Annotated in this window: 19 protein-coding genes; all 19 read left to right on the top strand. The window is 28.2% G+C overall.

The window, feature by feature from the left end; genetic code table 11:
• Positions 1–54: 54 nt before the first annotated feature.
• The gene (locus Tmeso_RS07330; RefSeq protein WP_099189728.1) at positions 55–828 is read left to right on the top strand and encodes a ParA family protein; all 774 of its coding nucleotides are present in this window, start codon (positions 55–57) and stop codon (positions 826–828) included.
• Positions 829–1,668: a ParB/RepB/Spo0J family partition protein gene (locus tag Tmeso_RS07325; protein WP_099189726.1), complete on the top strand. Its 840-nt coding sequence runs from the start codon at positions 829–831 to the stop codon at positions 1,666–1,668.
• A gap of 22 nt (positions 1,669–1,690) precedes the next feature.
• Positions 1,691–2,836 carry an aminotransferase class V-fold PLP-dependent enzyme gene (locus tag Tmeso_RS07320; RefSeq protein ID WP_099189724.1) on the top strand — a complete coding sequence of 382 codons (1,146 nt, stop codon included), beginning with the start codon at positions 1,691–1,693 and terminating at the stop codon, positions 2,834–2,836.
• 350 nt (positions 2,837–3,186) lie between these two features.
• On the top strand, positions 3,187–4,488 hold the full coding sequence (locus Tmeso_RS07315; protein WP_099189722.1) for a tetratricopeptide repeat protein: 1,302 nt from the start codon (positions 3,187–3,189) through the stop codon (positions 4,486–4,488).
• Between the two features lie 70 nt (positions 4,489–4,558).
• On the top strand, positions 4,559–5,614 hold the full coding sequence (locus tag Tmeso_RS07310; RefSeq protein ID WP_099189720.1) for a DUF5711 family protein: 1,056 nt from the start codon (positions 4,559–4,561) through the stop codon (positions 5,612–5,614).
• Positions 5,615–5,626: 12 nt separating this feature from the next.
• On the top strand, positions 5,627–6,229 hold the full coding sequence (locus Tmeso_RS07305) for a CvpA family protein (RefSeq protein WP_099189718.1): 603 nt from the start codon (positions 5,627–5,629) through the stop codon (positions 6,227–6,229).
• Between the two features lie 32 nt (positions 6,230–6,261).
• Positions 6,262–6,867, top strand: a complete 606-nt coding sequence (gene yedF / locus Tmeso_RS07300) for a sulfurtransferase-like selenium metabolism protein YedF (RefSeq protein WP_099189716.1) — start codon at positions 6,262–6,264, stop codon at positions 6,865–6,867.
• A 35-nt stretch (positions 6,868–6,902) separates the two neighbouring features.
• The gene (locus tag Tmeso_RS07295) at positions 6,903–7,166 is read left to right on the top strand and encodes a DUF3343 domain-containing protein (protein WP_099189714.1); all 264 of its coding nucleotides are present in this window, start codon (positions 6,903–6,905) and stop codon (positions 7,164–7,166) included.
• An 11-nt stretch (positions 7,167–7,177) separates the two neighbouring features.
• Positions 7,178–7,369 carry a DUF951 domain-containing protein gene (locus Tmeso_RS07290; RefSeq protein WP_099189712.1) on the top strand — a complete coding sequence of 64 codons (192 nt, stop codon included), beginning with the start codon at positions 7,178–7,180 and terminating at the stop codon, positions 7,367–7,369.
• A 154-nt stretch (positions 7,370–7,523) separates the two neighbouring features.
• Positions 7,524–8,708, top strand: a complete 1,185-nt coding sequence (locus Tmeso_RS07285) for an aminotransferase-like domain-containing protein (RefSeq protein ID WP_099189710.1) — start codon at positions 7,524–7,526, stop codon at positions 8,706–8,708.
• Positions 8,709–9,038: 330 nt separating this feature from the next.
• Positions 9,039–9,326, top strand: a complete 288-nt coding sequence (gene rpsF / locus Tmeso_RS07280; protein WP_099189708.1) for a 30S ribosomal protein S6 — start codon at positions 9,039–9,041, stop codon at positions 9,324–9,326.
• A 24-nt stretch (positions 9,327–9,350) separates the two neighbouring features.
• Complete coding sequence (locus tag Tmeso_RS07275) at positions 9,351–9,782, top strand: single-stranded DNA-binding protein (protein ID WP_099189706.1); 432 nt, start codon at positions 9,351–9,353, stop codon at positions 9,780–9,782.
• Positions 9,783–9,802: 20 nt separating this feature from the next.
• A complete protein-coding gene (gene rpsR, locus Tmeso_RS07270) occupies positions 9,803–10,030 on the top strand; it encodes a 30S ribosomal protein S18 (protein ID WP_099189704.1) in 228 nt (75 codons plus the stop codon).
• Between the two features lie 98 nt (positions 10,031–10,128).
• The gene (locus Tmeso_RS07265) at positions 10,129–10,449 is read left to right on the top strand and encodes a MazG-like family protein (protein ID WP_099189702.1); all 321 of its coding nucleotides are present in this window, start codon (positions 10,129–10,131) and stop codon (positions 10,447–10,449) included.
• A gap of 9 nt (positions 10,450–10,458) precedes the next feature.
• Complete coding sequence (locus tag Tmeso_RS07260; protein ID WP_099189700.1) at positions 10,459–11,388, top strand: DUF2232 domain-containing protein; 930 nt, start codon at positions 10,459–10,461, stop codon at positions 11,386–11,388.
• A gap of 13 nt (positions 11,389–11,401) precedes the next feature.
• Positions 11,402–13,396, top strand: coding sequence for a DHH family phosphoesterase (locus Tmeso_RS07255; protein WP_099189698.1), 1,995 nt, complete (start codon positions 11,402–11,404; stop codon positions 13,394–13,396).
• 2 nt (positions 13,397–13,398) lie between these two features.
• Positions 13,399–13,848, top strand: a complete 450-nt coding sequence (gene rplI / locus Tmeso_RS07250) for a 50S ribosomal protein L9 (RefSeq protein ID WP_099189696.1) — start codon at positions 13,399–13,401, stop codon at positions 13,846–13,848.
• 18 nt (positions 13,849–13,866) lie between these two features.
• Complete coding sequence (gene dnaB, locus Tmeso_RS07245) at positions 13,867–15,195, top strand: replicative DNA helicase (RefSeq protein WP_099189694.1); 1,329 nt, start codon at positions 13,867–13,869, stop codon at positions 15,193–15,195.
• Positions 15,196–15,262: 67 nt separating this feature from the next.
• Positions 15,263–15,751, top strand: coding sequence for a ferritin-like domain-containing protein (locus tag Tmeso_RS07240; protein WP_099189692.1), 489 nt, complete (start codon positions 15,263–15,265; stop codon positions 15,749–15,751).
• The last annotated feature ends 95 nt before the right edge of the window (positions 15,752–15,846 follow it).

Genomic DNA, 15,846 nt, shown 5'->3' with positions numbered 1-15,846 from the left:
TGTTATACGGTAATCTTTTTTTCAAACTTGTAAGGAATTAAAGGGGGAATTACAGTGGGGAAGATAGTTGCTGTATTTAATCAAAAAGGGGGAGTGGGTAAGACCACTACAAATGTAAACCTAAGTGCATGTATAGGAAGGTTAGGTAAAAAAACATTGGTAATAGATTTAGACCCTCAAGGAAACACGACTAGTGGATTTGGAGTAGATAAAACAGAACTTGATTTTACTATATATGATGTTTTATTAGGAGAAAAAGATATAAAAGACACTATAATAGATACCGAATTTGATAATATAAGTCTATTATCATCTTCAACAGAACTTGCTGGAGCTGAGATAGAGCTTACAGGAATAGAAAACAGAGAGTTTATATTAAAAAATGTGCTAGATACAGTTAAAGATGATTATGATTACATATTCGTAGATTGTCCACCTTCACTTGGAATGTTGACGATAAATTCTCTTGTGGCAGTAGACAGTGTATTAATACCTATACAATGTGAATATTACGCGCTAGAAGGCGTTAGCCAATTAATGCAGACAATATCATTAGTTAAAGAAAATCTAAATCCAAATCTTGAAATTCAAGGAGTGGTTCTAAGTATGTTTGATGGAAGAGCCAATTTGTCTATTCAAGTAGTTGAAGAAGTCAAGAAATTCTTTAAAGGAAGTGTCTATACAACCATTGTTCCAAGAAATGTTAGACTAGCTGAAGCTCCTAGCCATGGAAAGCCAGTGGTATATTATGATTCAAAGTGTAAAGGTTCTTTAGCATATATAGAACTTGCTGAAGAATTTATAGACTTGGAAGAGGATGTGATATAAATGGCTAAAAATAGATTAGGAAAAGGACTAAGTGCATTGATACCAAATAATAAGACCGTTTCATCTGACAAAGAAATATTAAATTTAAACATAAAAGAGATTTACCCAAACAAAGAGCAACCTAGAAAGATATTTGATCAAGAAAAACTAAGTGTATTATCTGAATCTATAAAGAACTACGGAATATTACAACCTATAGTAGTGAAAAAAGAAGAAGATGGATATATGATAATTGCAGGTGAGAGAAGATTTAGAGCTGCTAAAATGGCAAAGTTAAAAGAAATGCCAGCAGTTGTAAAAGACTTACCTATCAAAGATATAATGGAAATAGCTTTAATTGAGAACTTGCAAAGAGAAGATTTAAATGCGATAGAGGAAGCTATAGCTTATAAAAGTCTTATAGAAAATTACAAGGTGACACAAGAAGAAATATCAGAAGCAGTAGGTAAAAGTAGACCACATATAACTAATACTCTAAGGCTTTTGAATTTAGATGATAAGGTTATTAAGTTAATAGAAGAAGGCCAGATAACTCCAGGCCATGGAAAAGCTCTCCTTAGAATAGAAAATAAAAACATTCAATATGAGATAGCACTTAGAATAATAAAGGAAAGGCTATCTGTTAGAGAAGTGGAGAATCTATCTAAGAGTATGACTGATAAAAAAGAAACAAAAAGTAAAAAGGTTAATAAAGACCCTTTTATAGTAAATATAGAGGATAAGCTAAGAGACTTATTTGGAACAAAAGTAAATATACTAAAAGGTAAGAAAAAAGGAAGAATAGAAATAGAGTATTATAGTGATGAAGAACTTGAAGGAATATTGGAACAAATATTATAAAGTCAACATTAGGAGGATCCATATGATATATTTAGATAATGCTGCAACAACTTTTCCAAAACCAGATAAAGTATACGAAGAAGTTTTAAACTGCATGAAAAATTATGGAGCAAATCCTGGAAGAGCAGGACACAAGCTAGCTTTAGAAGCCGGTAGAACAATATATGAAACAAGAGAAAATATATGCAAGCTGTTTAATATAGACAATCCTATGAATGTAGTATTTACAAATAATGCAACAGATTCATTAAACCTTGCAATAAAAGGATTTGTAAATAAGGGCGATCATATAATAACAACAAGCATGGAGCATAATTCAGTAATAAGACCTATTAAAACTTTGGAAAAAATAGGTGTTACTAATACTATAGTAAATTGCAATGAATTTGGAGAATTAGATGTAAATGATATAAAAAATGCCATAAATAAAGATACAAAGCTTATAGTAACAACACATGCGTCTAATGTATGTGGGACATTAGTTGATATAGAAAAAGTAGGAAAAATTGCCAGGGAAATGAACATAGCATATCTTGTAGATGCTTCTCAAACAGCAGGGATTTATAACATAGATGTTAAAAATATGAATATAGATATGCTAGCACTACCCGGACATAAAGGATTATTAGGGCCTCAAGGAACAGGAATTTTATATGTAAGAGAAGGAATAACTCTTAATCAGTTAAAAGAGGGTGGAACTGGCAGTAAATCAGAGGAATTAACTCAGCCTAATATAGTACCAGATAAGTATGAATCAGGCACTCCAAATACTCCAGGTATAGCAGGACTTAATGCAGGAATAGAGTTTATACTAGCAGAGGGTATTGATAATATAAGAAAACATGAGGAAGCATTGACTGAGTATTTCTTAAATGAATTAAGCTTAATACCTATAATAAAAGTATATGGGACTAAAGATGCAAAAAAACAGGCATCTGTAATATCTATTAATATAGGAAATCAAGACTCATCTGAAGTAAGCTTCATATTAGATTCTGTATTTGATATAGCTACAAGATCAGGACTTCACTGTGGTCCTCTAGCTCATAAAACAATGAATACATTAGAACAGGGAACAGTTAGATTTAGCATAGGATACTTCAATACTAAAGAAGATATAGATAAAGCTATTAAAGCTTTAAAAAGCATAGTTAATGAGATAAAGTAAATAATAGTAGGAGTTGATTGTAAAACGACGCTTATTGGAATGTTAACTATTTTTGGTTAACATTCCAATAAGCGTCGTTTTTAATTACTAATCAAGTCGTATAATTTTCAAATTATGGATATTATTGATAAGAGCATATAACATGGACCATGGAATAGCATGAAGAGAATTTTAAAATATTATTAAATATAATTATAAAATACTATATTTTAATCAAATATTAAGTTATAATTAAATTAAGACAAAATTACATAAAAATAACATGTTGTACAATTGGTATTATCCTATGACAAATTAGGAGTATTAAAATTCAAAGTTAGTATATTAATTTATTGTGGAGGAATATATATATGGAAATACTTAGCTTAGGCGAAAAAATAAAAAAGCTTAGAAAAGAAAAAAACTTAACTCTTAAAGAATTAGCAGGAAACAGAATAACTGCTGCTCAGATAAGTCATATAGAGAGAGATAAATCATATCCAAGTCAAGATCTTTTAGAATACTTTGTAGATAAGTTAGATGTTAGCATAGATTATTTATTAGAAAGTAAAGATATGCAGGCTAAAAAGATAAGCAATAATTTATTGACAAAGAGTGAGATCTACATAAAATCTAATGATATGGAAGTTGCTAGAGAAGAAATCTGTAAAGTAATAGAAATATGTAAGGAATATAAGTTATATGATACGTATGGTAAGGCAAAATATTTATTAGGTATAGTTTATTTTAATGAGAAAAAATATGAATTAGCTATAGACAATTTCGAGAGAAGCTTAGTATTAAATGTAAAAACAGCTAATTATGAAAAAGTTATACAATGTTACATACAATTAGGTAAAATATATTTAGAAGAAGGATTTATAAAAGTAGCATTAGATAAATTCATACAAGGGGAAAACCTTTTTCTAGAGCATTATATAGACAATAATGAAATACAAAAGGAAATATATACATATAAATCATTTTGCTATATAAGGCTTGAAAATAATGAAAAGTCTTTATTATATGCTCAAAAGATACATGAAATAGAAGAAAAAGAAAAAAATATAAAACAAAAAGCAGATAGTCTATTTTTAATAGGAAGCAATCTTTTGGATATGGGAAGATGGGATGAATCTAAAGTTTACTTAAATAAAGCCCTACAAATATATGAAGAAGAAGATAAGAAGAATGAATATGCAAGAATACAAATAACTATGTCTAGAATATATAGAAAAATAGGTAAATATGAAGATGCTCTTGAATGTGTAAAAAAAGCTTATATAACAAAGAGAGAGTATGAAGATGTAGAATTGATGAAAATATTATTTGAATATATAAAAGTGCTAATAGAAATTGATGATTTCGAAAATGCTAAAAAATATTCTAAAAAATCATTATCTATAGCTATAAAAATGAAAAATAAGAAATTGGAATGTAGGTCTTTAAAATACTATGCAAAAATATATAAAAAACAAGGTGATTTAAATACTGCGATAGAACATTTAAAGAAATGTTCATATATAATAGAAGAAATAGGGAGTAAAAAAGATTTAGCTGATTTATATATAGAGCTTGCCCAAACATATTCTAATATATCTAAAGAAAGAGAATTAGAATACTATACTAAAGGTATAAGTATATATAAAGAATTAGATATAATAGAAAAATAGACTCTTTTAAAAAGAGTCTATTTTTTGTAGTATTATATAAGTATTAAGAAAATTAGAAGGAATGATTTATATGAAGAAGAATAAGATTATAATAATTTCAATTATATTAATAATAATATTTTTAAATCCAAAAACCATAAACATTATTAGGAGCAAAATGAACAATTCTAAAGTAAGTATAAAGGAAACAAAAGAGATATCATATGGATACTCTAATAATACTTCATTTATAAAATATAGAGATGGATTTTTAATGTATGATGGTAAATCCTTAAAGTATATGGATAGTGAAGCTCAAAGAAAATTTGATCTAAATATAAGAATAGAGAATTATAGTATAGATACTAATAATTCAAATATATATTTACTAGATAAGATGAAAAAAGAAGTATATATAATAGATAAAAAAGGATCCTTAATGAATAAATTAAGTCTAAAAGAAAATGCTTTGATGATAAAAGCTTTATATAATGATGATTTCTTGATTCACTATACAACTGATGTAGAGGTTGAAGGTGTTAAGCTATATAGTTATAAAGGAGAAGAAATACAAGATATATCAATACCTCAAATAATAATAAACTTAGTAGAGGTAGACAAAAATACTAGCAACTTTGTAGTAAGTGGAATTAGTATTAAAGATGATAGGCTTTATAACAATATATTTTATTATAACAAAAAAGGAGAGTTAATTTTTTCATATAATATAGAAAATAAAGTTTTTGTAAAAACTATGTTTTTAGATGATAATCTAGTTTTTGTAGATCCAAAATATATAGAGATTAAAAACTTAAATGATGAAAATGCTAAAAAAATAAATTTAGATGAAGAAATTGCATATGTAGATATTATAGACGATGAAATAATAGTTATGGATTCAAATAAAAATATAATATCTATTGATAAGTATGGAAAAGAAAAGATCAAAGAATATAGTATAGAAAACATAAAGGGTATTAAAAATATAGGGAATGAAAATATAGTATACTCTGATAGAAGTATATATCTCTCTAAAAATAAACAGAAAAAGGACTTCACAAAAGATATATTGGATGTATTTACAATATATGATAACAGTGTTATAGTCATTTTCAGAGGATATATTAAGTTTTTAAATATAGATTAAGGCGGGGAGTTTATGAATTTGAATTATATAGATTTTATAATAATAATATTGATAGGTTTATTTGCTGTTAAAGGATTTTATTTAGGATTTATAAAATCACTATTCAATCTATTGAAATATTTTATATCAATATTTATATGCAAAATGTGGTATCCGAGTGTAGTCGATTATATTGTTCATAATGAGAATATATATAGGCCTTTAAGTACCGTTATAAATAATATAGTGATCAATATAATAAAAAATGATGCTTTAGCTCAATCAACAACCAAGATATTAATACAAGTAATATTAATTATTATCATGTTTGCTATAATTAATATGGTTATACAAATGGCAATAAACTTTATAGATGATATATTTAAATTTGCTCCACTTAATATTTTAAATAAAAGCCTAGGTTTTTTGTTTGGAGCATTAAAAGGATTCTTGATTTTATTAATAATACTTACTTTAAGTCATCCTTTTTTAATTATATTTGAAAAACAGCAGCTTATAGTAGATTTGAATAATTCATTTTTACTTAAATACTTATATATGTATAATTTTTTATTTAAATATTTCAATGATTTCATTGAAATATTCAATAATTACAAAGGGTGGAGTATGTTATAATAATTATTAAAACTTATCCATAGGAGGTATTTATGAGAATACAAGTAGATGCAAGAGGGCTTAATTGCCCACTTCCCGTTATAAAAACTAAAAAAGAATTAGATAATATTAATGATGGCATAGTAGTTACTATAGTTGACAATGAAATAGCGAAAGAAAATATATTAAAGCTAGTGAATTCAATGAAATGTGAATCGAAAATAAATCAAAAAGAAAATGCTTACTATATAGAAATTACAAAGGGACAGCTTGAAGAAATTCAATCGATACAAGAAGATATTATTCAAAAGCAAGAAGTTGATGATAATACAGTTGTATTTATATCATCAAATGTTATGGGAAAAGGGTCAGATGAATTAGGAGAAATTCTTATTAATGGTTTTATATATACATTATCTCAAACAACTCCGTATCCAAAATCTATAATATTTGTTAATTCAGCAGTTAAATTAACTACGCAAAATGAAAATACTATAGATAATTTAATATTATTAGAAAAAGAAGGGGTAGAAATATTGTCTTGTGGGACATGTTTAGACTATTTAAACCTAAAAAGTTTGTTAAAAGTTGGACAAATATCTAACATGTATGACATCGTAGAGAGGCTTAGAAAGTCTAGTAATACTATATCTATATAGTACTACACGTATAAAAATACAGAAGGAGAAATAAAATGCACGATATATATGTAATAAGCTTTAATTCAACTCATCATGCAATAAGATTTGAAAAAAGATTAAAAGAATTAGAACTAAATATAAAAACAATACCTACTCCAAGAGAAGTAACTTCTAGTTGTGGACTATCTATAATGTTTCAAAAAGATAATATAGACACTATTAAAAACAACATAGATGACCTGAAAATAGATTATTACGGGGTGTTCAATATAAAAAAATTAGATGATGGTAACAAAGAATTAACTAAGCTGTATTAGGAGGAATTTTAATGCCTATAAAAATAGAAATAGGAGATAAGGTAATACTTAAAAAAAATCATCCTTGTGGAGGAAATACATTTGAGATAATGAGATGTGGGATGGATTTTAGAATAAAGTGCGAAAATTGCAATAAGCAATTATGGATAGAAAGATCAGAATTGGAAAAGAGAATAAAAAATTTAATAAAGAAATCAGAGTAAAGATAGAAAAAAAATTAACGAAGACAATAGTTTTGAATATTCTGCAATTTTCTTTATAAGTATGCAAATAATTATAAAAATGGTATAATTAATCTCAAGTAAATGCAGGAAAAAGTTTTCCTTGGTATTTATAATCTTTGGAGGTGTTTTTTAAATGGCTGTAAAATTTGCTGATCGTATGGATAATCTTAAAGCTTCTGAAATTCGTGAATTATTAAAGTTAACAGAAAAACCAGAAATAATATCTTTTGCAGGAGGACTTCCAGCACCAGAATTATTCCCAGTTGAAGAAATGAAAGAGGTTGCTGTTAAAGTTCTTGAAGAAGGCGGACAACAAGCATTACAATATGCTGCCACAGAAGGATTCGGCCCATTAAGAGAAGTAATTGCAAATAGAATGAATGAAAAATTCGACACTAAAGTTAGTGCTGATGAAATATTAATAACAAGTGGTTCTCAACAAGGATTAGATTTTTCAGGAAAGATATTCTTAAATGAGGGCGATGTTGTTTTATGTGAAAGTCCTTCTTACTTAGGAGCATTAAATGCATTTAAAGCATATGGACCTAGATTTATAGAAGTTCCAACAGATGAAAATGGAATGATAATGGAAGAACTTGAAAAAATACTTGAAACAACTGAAAATGTTAAGATGATGTATGTAATTCCAGATTTCCAAAATCCTACAGGTAGAACTTGGCCTTTAGAAAGACGTAAAAAGTTCATGGAAATAGTAAATAAATTTGAAATACCAGTATTAGAAGATAATCCATATGGAGAATTAAGATTTGAAGGAGAAATATTACCTTCATTAAAGTCTATGGATGAAAAAGGATTAATAATATTCCTTGGAAGTTTCTCTAAGATATTCTGTCCTGGATTCAGAATTGGTTGGGTAGCTGCTGATAAGGAAATCTTAGAAAAATACATAATGATAAAACAAAGTGCAGATTTACAAACTTCTACAGTAGGACAAAGAGAAGTTGCTAAATTCATGGAGTTATATGACTTAGACGCTCACGTTAATAAAATTATAGATGTTTACAGAGTTCGTAGAGATTTAATGTTAAATACTATGAAGGCTGAGTTCCCAGAAGGGTTAAAGTTTACTTACCCAGAGGGAGGATTATTTACTTGGGTAGAACTTCCTAAAGGAATAGATGCTAAGGATGTAATGGCTGAGTGTATAAAGAGCAATGTAGCTTTTGTTCCAGGAGGATCTTTCTTCCCTAATGGTGGAAAAGACAATACATTTAGATTAAACTACTCTAACATGACAGATGAAAAAATAGTTGATGGAATAAAGAGACTTGCAAAAGTATTAAAAGCATTCGTATAGAATTAAAAAGAGTGGCTAATTAGCCACTCTTTTTTGTGCTATACTTAAGTATGCACTTAATAAGGGGGAGATTGGGATGAAAAATATTAAATTGTGGGGTTATTTACTAATATAATTGACATAAAGTAGTATTAATATACCTTAAACTTCCTTATTTTTTAAATTCTAAGTAAAAATCATATGATAATTAATTGAAAAAACAAATATTAAATAAAATACAATTGACTTTTATTATAATAAATGATACAATCTTAAAGATGTGAGATTAATCTCATTTCTCTGCTCTAATGAATATTAGAGCCGTCTAAGTCCAAAGGGAGGTGAATTGTAATGAAAAAGTATGAATTAATTTATGTATTAAAGTCTAACATAGAAGATGAGGCTAAGCAAAAGATACAAGATAAAATTAATAACATAATTGAATCTGGTAACGGACAAGTAGATAAGCTTGATGTTTGGGGTAATAAGAAATTAGCATATCCTATACAAAAGCGTACTGAAGGATACTATGTATTAGTTAACTTCACTGCTGGTGTTGACGTTCCAAAGGAAATCGAAAGAAACCTAAAGATTAGTGAAGATTCAATAAGACACATGATCGTAAATATTGAAGCTTAGTAATTAATATAAGGTGGTGTTTTTATGAATTGTGTTGTATTGGTGGGTAGGTTGACTAAAGACCCCGAACTTAGGTACATTGCAGGAACAGGTAAGCCTGTTGCCACCTTTTCAATAGCTGTAAATAGATCTTATGTAAATAAAGAAGGAAAAAGAGAAGCTGATTTCTTCAATATCGTAGTCTGGGGAAAACCAGGAGAGAACTGTGCAAACTACCTTGCTAAAGGAAGATTAGTTTCAATTAAAGGTTCGCTTCAAACTAGATCTTATGAGGCTCAAAATGGAGATAGAAGGTATGTGACAGAAGTTGTTGCAGAAAGAGTAGAATTTTTAGAATCTAAAGGTAGATCTGAAAATCCAGCTCCTTCAAATACTGGATTTGAAAAAACATTTGAACCTGTTGGTCTAGATACAGGAGGATTCCAGGCATTAGATGATGATGATATTCCATTCTAGAGAGAAGGAGGGAAACTATTATGATGAATAAAAAAAGACGTCGTAGAAAAAAGGTTTGTTCTTTCTGCGCTGACAAGAACGTTAAAATAGATTACAAAAACATAGGAAAATTAGGCAAGTATATCACAGAAAGAGGTAAGATATTACCAAGAAGAATTTCTGGAACTTGTGCTAAACATCAAAGAGAATTAACTGTAGCTATTAAAAGAGCTAGAAATATAGCACTTTTACCATACACAATAGATTAATAATAGACGAGCCTTTATGGCTCGTTTTTTTAATCTATACATAATATTAATTAAGTTTAGTTTTATATGGTATAATTGTATATTAAGGGGGGATATACTTGAAAATAGATAGAGATCTTGATGTAACTAAAAATATAAAGATAATAGAATGGTTAAAAACAGAGATTTTAAGTAGCATATCAGCTTTATATGAAATTATGCTAAAAGGAGCTAGCTATACAGATGAGACTATTCAAGATATTCTAGCTAATATAATAATGGTTACTTATTTACTTGGAAAAAGGCTAGGCTTTAGCTTTTCTAATATAGATAGAAAAATAAAAGAGAAAATAGTAAGAGCTATAAATGATGATCATAAGGTTGAAAAGTGGTATGGAGATTTAAGTGAGCTTAAAGATTATATAAAGCTTAGGGAGTGATAGTTTTTTATGCAAATTAATAATAGCAAGAAATTGATGGAAGCCTCTATACTTTCATGTATAGGAATCGTATTTGCTTTAGCATCTACTTATATTCCGGTTTTGGGTATGTTTTTCATATTTAATGGAATACCATATACGATAATAACAGCTAGATGTGGGATAAGATATTCAATTATGGGTTCGTTTATATCATTAATAATTTTAATTATGACTACAAATCCTATATCTGCATTTATATCTGCTTTAGTAATTATCCCTTCTATATTTATAGGACATAACATTTATAAAAATGAGAATCCATTTAAAAATATAGCACTTGGAAGTTTAATTTTTATAGTTATGATGATGTTATATATTAAGATATCTATAATTATATTTAATGTAGATATTGTAAAAGGATTTAATGATATATTAATTGAATCTATAGAGATTCAAAAAGATGTTCTAAATGGTTTGGGAGTTAAGATAGACGAGAAAGGATTAAGTAGTATATTGGAATATTTTTCAGTGTATCTTCCTAGTACATTAGTTATCATGCCATCTATAGTTATTTCATTTATTAATTATTGTGCATCAGTATTTATATTGAGAAAAACAAAAAAAGATGAAAGTTTATTACCTGAAATAAAAGAATTTTCTTTACCAGGAAATATACCTTTTGGAATAGTTTTAATATACTTATCTACTTTGGTTATAAAATATGTAGATGGAATTTACTATGAGTCTATAGTTATGAATTTGGAAATGATTATACTTACTTTATTTCTAATTCAGGGAGCCTGTGTTTATAGTTACTTCTTAGATAAAATTAATATAAAAAGAGGAGTTAAAGGATTCTTACTTATAACATCTTTTATTATAAAACCTATAGTCTTTATTATAACCATAATAGGTATGTTGGATTCTGCGATGAATTTTAGAAAGATAAGAAGGTAATTAGGAGGGGCTTATGAAAGATAAGCTGTATTTAAAATTTAAAGATCAACAATTTAATATAAATATAATAATTATATTTTTAATGAGTTTAATAATACTATATTATAATTTTTATTTAGGAGGAATTTCTTTTGTAGTATTGTTTTATATAACATATTATAATTTCAAAATTAAGCACAAAAAAAAGATAGAATGGATTCAAACTATCGAGGACTTATCTCTTGAAATTGATGATACTATAAAGCAAACTATACTTAAATTACCTATACCTTTATGTATTTTGGAATTTGATGAGAGTATAAGTTGGTATAATAAGAAATTTTATAATATGGTTAACAAGGATAATATATTTCATAAAAATATAAAAGAACTTATGCCTAATTTAAGTTTAAGGAAAAAGTTAAATGAAACGAAAGAATTTTATACTGAAGTTGACTTTAATAATAAAAAGTATACTGTAGTGTATAATATAGTGAAGACTAAAAAAGATAAAGATATTAAATATTTGATAGTTCTATACTGGTTAGACAAAACTGAATATGTTAAACTATTTAATAAATACGAAGATGAAAAATCAGTTATAGCCTTAGTACAAATAGATGGATATGATGAGGTTTTAGAAAGTGCAAATCAAGATGTTAGACCTCTCATTAATGCTGAATTAGAGAGAAAGTTAAATACATGGGCTATAAGCTTAAATGGAGCTTTAAGAAGAAATAGCAAAGATAAGTATACTTTGATAATAGATTCTAAGCAGCTTAGAGATCTAGAACAAGATAAGTTCACTATACTAGATCAAATAAGAGATGTAGATTATGGGAATACGCTACCTTTGACTCTTAGTATTGGAATAGGGGCTATGGGAGATACACATGAACAAAATCTTAAGTACGCCATTAGTGCTCTTGATTTGGCACTTGGAAGAGGTGGAGATCAGGCTGTTATAAAAAGAAAAGATAAGTCTATCTTCTATGGTGGAAAATCCAAGGCTGTAGAAAAAAAGAATAAGGTTAGGGCTAGACTTATAGCTTATGCGCTAAAAGAATTGATACTTGAAGCAGAGGATATCTATATTATGGGTCATAAATACCCAGATCTAGATGCTATAGGTGCAGGGATAGGAATCTATGATATATGTAAATTGTTAAATAAAGAAGCAAATATAGTCATTCAATCATCAAACTCTTCTATAGATTTATTTATGGAAAGAGTCAAAGAAAATGAAAGCTATAAAGATGTGTTTATATCAAGAGAAGATGCTATAAGAAATTGTAGAAGAGATAGCTTAGTTATAGTTGTTGATACACATAGACCTAATTTTACTGAATGCGAAGAATTGCTTAAAATATCTGAAAAAATAGCAGTTATAGATCACCACAGAAGAGGTGTAGAATTTATAGATAATGCTGTTTTAATGTATCATGAAACTTATGCTTCATCTACGTGTGAGATGGTTACAGAACTTATACAGTATATAGATAGCAAAACTAGTATAGATAATTTAGGAGCAGACGCATTACTTGCTGGAATAACTCTAGATACTAAAAATTTTACTTTTAAGACAGGCGTTAGAACCTTTGAAGCTGCCGCAATGCTTAGGAAGCTAGGGGCAGATACAACATCTGTAAAAAAATTATTCCAAGGGGATTTAGATAACTTTATAGCTAAAGCTCAAATAATAAAAAATTCTCAAATAATAGGTGGTATTATAGCCATTTCTGTTTGTGACGATGGAATTGAAAATTCTAAATTGATATCAGCTCAGGCTGCAGATGAACTTTTGAATATAAAAGGAATAAGGGCATCTTTCGTGTTAGGAAAAGGAAATGATGATACAATATTTATAAGCGCAAGGTCACTAGGTGATATAAATGTACATATATTCATGGAAAAACTAGGTGGAGGCGGACATATAGATGTTGCGGGGGCTCAACTTAAGGATATTTCTATTGAAGATACAGTAAAAATGTTAAAAGAATCAATATTAGAATATTTAAAGGAGGAGTAAATATGAAGGTTATTTTATTAAAAGATATAAAAGGAACAGGGAAAAAAGGAGAAGTAATTAATGCTAGCGATGGATATGCAAGAAATTACTTATTTCCAAGAAAATTAGCTAAAGAAGCAACTGAAGGAAATATGAAGGTACTTAATGAGCAAAATACAGCTAAAAAGATAAAAGCAGATAAAGAATATGAAGAAGCTAAACAATTAGGAGCTAAAATGGAAGAACTAGTTGTTACTTTATATTCTAAGTCTGGAGAAGGCGGAAGATTATTTGGATCTATAACGTCAAAGGATATAGCTACTGAATTAAAGAAAAAGCATAAGATAGAGGTAGATAAGAGAAAAATATTATTAGAAGAACCTATAAAGTGCTTGGGCTCAAGGTTTGTTGAAATGAAAATACACCCTAAGGTAGTTACTAAAATTAGAGTAGATATAAAAGAAAAAAATTAATTTTTAGGAGGGGTCAAAATGGAGCAAGCAGGAAGGATTCCTCCTCACAGTATAGATGCTGAGCAGTCTATTTTGGGGTCTATATTGTTAGACAAAGATGCTGTTGTAGCAGTTTCTGAGGTAATAAAACCAGATGATTTTTATAAAGACGCACATAAAGAAATTTATGAAGCTGTATTAAACCTTTATAGGAATAGTGAACCAATAGATATAATAACATTGACAGAGGAAATGAAAAAGAGAAATACCCTCGATATTGCCGGTGGAATTACTTATTTAACTCAATTATCGACTGTTGTACCTACAACATCGAACGTTAGAAACTATGCAAACATAGTCAAAGAAAAATCTATAATGAGAAAGCTTATAAAAGCTTCTTCTGATATTCTTGATATAGGATATAATAATGCAGAGGGTGTTAATAATACTCTTGAAATAGCACAGAAAAAGATATTTGATATATCTCAAGAAAAAACAGGAGATAATTTTAAGTCTATAAGTGAAGTTCTTATGACTGCATATGACAGCTTAGAAGATTTGTATAAAAATAAGGGTAAGATAACAGGAATTACAACTGGATTTATAGACCTTGATAGAAAGACTAATGGACTTCAAAGAACGGATTTAGTTCTAATAGCTGCTCGTCCTGCTATGGGAAAGACGGCTTTTTCTCTTAATTTAGTCCAAAATGCAGCTATGAAAGATAATATATCTGCAGCTGTTTTTAGTCTTGAGATGTCAAAGGAACAATTGATTCAGCGTATGCTGTCTGCTCAATCTCATGTAGAACTTAATAAGCTAAAGACTGGTAATTTAGATGAAGATGATTGGCCAAAGCTTATAGAAGCCATGGCAGCCTTGTCAAAAGCAGATATATATATAGATGATACCCCTGGTATAACTGTAATGGAGATGAGATCAAAGTGCAGAAGACTTAAAATGGAAAAAGGACTTGATTTTATATTAATAGATTATCTTCAACTTATGGAAGGTGATACTAAAGGAGAAAGTAGACAACAGGAGATATCTAAGATATCTAGATCTTTAAAGATTCTTGCTAAAGAACTAAACTGTCCTGTAATAGCTTTATCTCAGCTTTCTCGTGCACCTGAATTAAGAGCAGATCATAGACCTATACTTTCGGATCTTAGAGAATCTGGAGCCATAGAGCAGGATGCAGATATAGTAATGTTTCTTTATAGAGATGAGTACTATCATCCTGACTCAGAAAAGAAAAGTATTGGTGAAGTAATAATTGCAAAGCATAGACATGGAGAAACTGGAACAGTTGAGCTTGCTTGGCTAGGAGAATTTCAAAAATTTCACAACTTGGCTAGAAATATATAGTATATATGTTTAGAAATAATTTGAACTGGGTATAAAATCAATATAACAAATATAGGGGGTTAATATTATGAACTTATACTTAAATGAACTTGAATTATTAAAGGTAGCTAGAGATATTGAAGAAGAGGGATTTAGATTCTATACACAAGCTATGAAAGATGCAGAAAATGAAGATATAAAAAAAATATTTAAATTATTAGCAGAAGAAGAAAGAGCTCATGCTAATTTATTCTCAAAAATATATTCATACGCTAAAGAAGAAAATTTAAATGATGATGATTATATATTTGACGAGCAAACAGCAGCGTATTTAAAAGCTATAAGTGATACAGCTATATTTAATACTCAAGGATTAACTAATAATAAAATAAAAGACGTTAAAGACTCTAAAGACGCATTAATAATAGGAATGCAAGCAGAAAAAGATGCAATACTTTTCTACACTAACCTATTAAAAGTTGCTAAATATGAGCAAAGTAAAAAATATTTAAAGCAACTTATCGAAGAAGAAAATGGACATTTAGAGAACTTAATAAATATATATAAATCTATATAAATCTATAGTTATATACAATCAAGCCAATATCTGTGGAATTAATCCACAAAAGATATTGGCTTTAACTTTGCATTAATTTTCGTATAAATTATCAA

The organism is Tepidibacter mesophilus, assembly GCF_002724055.1.
Classification (GTDB): domain Bacteria; phylum Bacillota; class Clostridia; order Peptostreptococcales; family Peptostreptococcaceae; genus Tepidibacter_A; species Tepidibacter_A mesophilus.
This window is presented reverse-complemented; position numbering and strand designations above follow the sequence as displayed.

Excerpts from the sequence above, each read along its gene's own strand:
- Tmeso_RS07325 (WP_099189726.1), top strand. The coding sequence starts at position 829 with ATGGCTAAAAATAGATTAGGAAAAGGACTAAGTGCATTGATACCAAAT.
- Tmeso_RS07320 (WP_099189724.1), top strand. The coding sequence starts at position 1,691 with ATGATATATTTAGATAATGCTGCAACAACTTTTCCAAAACCAGATAAA.
- Tmeso_RS07315 (WP_099189722.1), top strand. The coding sequence starts at position 3,187 with ATGGAAATACTTAGCTTAGGCGAAAAAATAAAAAAGCTTAGAAAAGAA.
- Tmeso_RS07310 (WP_099189720.1), top strand. The coding sequence starts at position 4,559 with ATGAAGAAGAATAAGATTATAATAATTTCAATTATATTAATAATAATA.
- Tmeso_RS07305 (WP_099189718.1), top strand. The coding sequence starts at position 5,627 with ATGAATTTGAATTATATAGATTTTATAATAATAATATTGATAGGTTTA.
- yedF (WP_099189716.1), top strand. The coding sequence starts at position 6,262 with ATGAGAATACAAGTAGATGCAAGAGGGCTTAATTGCCCACTTCCCGTT.
- Tmeso_RS07295 (WP_099189714.1), top strand. The coding sequence starts at position 6,903 with ATGCACGATATATATGTAATAAGCTTTAATTCAACTCATCATGCAATA.
- Tmeso_RS07290 (WP_099189712.1), top strand. The coding sequence starts at position 7,178 with ATGCCTATAAAAATAGAAATAGGAGATAAGGTAATACTTAAAAAAAAT.
- Tmeso_RS07285 (WP_099189710.1), top strand. The coding sequence starts at position 7,524 with ATGGCTGTAAAATTTGCTGATCGTATGGATAATCTTAAAGCTTCTGAA.
- rpsF (WP_099189708.1), top strand. The coding sequence starts at position 9,039 with ATGAAAAAGTATGAATTAATTTATGTATTAAAGTCTAACATAGAAGAT.
- Tmeso_RS07275 (WP_099189706.1), top strand. The coding sequence starts at position 9,351 with ATGAATTGTGTTGTATTGGTGGGTAGGTTGACTAAAGACCCCGAACTT.
- rpsR (WP_099189704.1), top strand. The coding sequence starts at position 9,803 with ATGATGAATAAAAAAAGACGTCGTAGAAAAAAGGTTTGTTCTTTCTGC.
- Tmeso_RS07260 (WP_099189700.1), top strand. The coding sequence starts at position 10,459 with ATGCAAATTAATAATAGCAAGAAATTGATGGAAGCCTCTATACTTTCA.
- Tmeso_RS07255 (WP_099189698.1), top strand. The coding sequence starts at position 11,402 with ATGAAAGATAAGCTGTATTTAAAATTTAAAGATCAACAATTTAATATA.
- rplI (WP_099189696.1), top strand. The coding sequence starts at position 13,399 with ATGAAGGTTATTTTATTAAAAGATATAAAAGGAACAGGGAAAAAAGGA.
- dnaB (WP_099189694.1), top strand. The coding sequence starts at position 13,867 with ATGGAGCAAGCAGGAAGGATTCCTCCTCACAGTATAGATGCTGAGCAG.
- Tmeso_RS07240 (WP_099189692.1), top strand. The coding sequence starts at position 15,263 with ATGAACTTATACTTAAATGAACTTGAATTATTAAAGGTAGCTAGAGAT.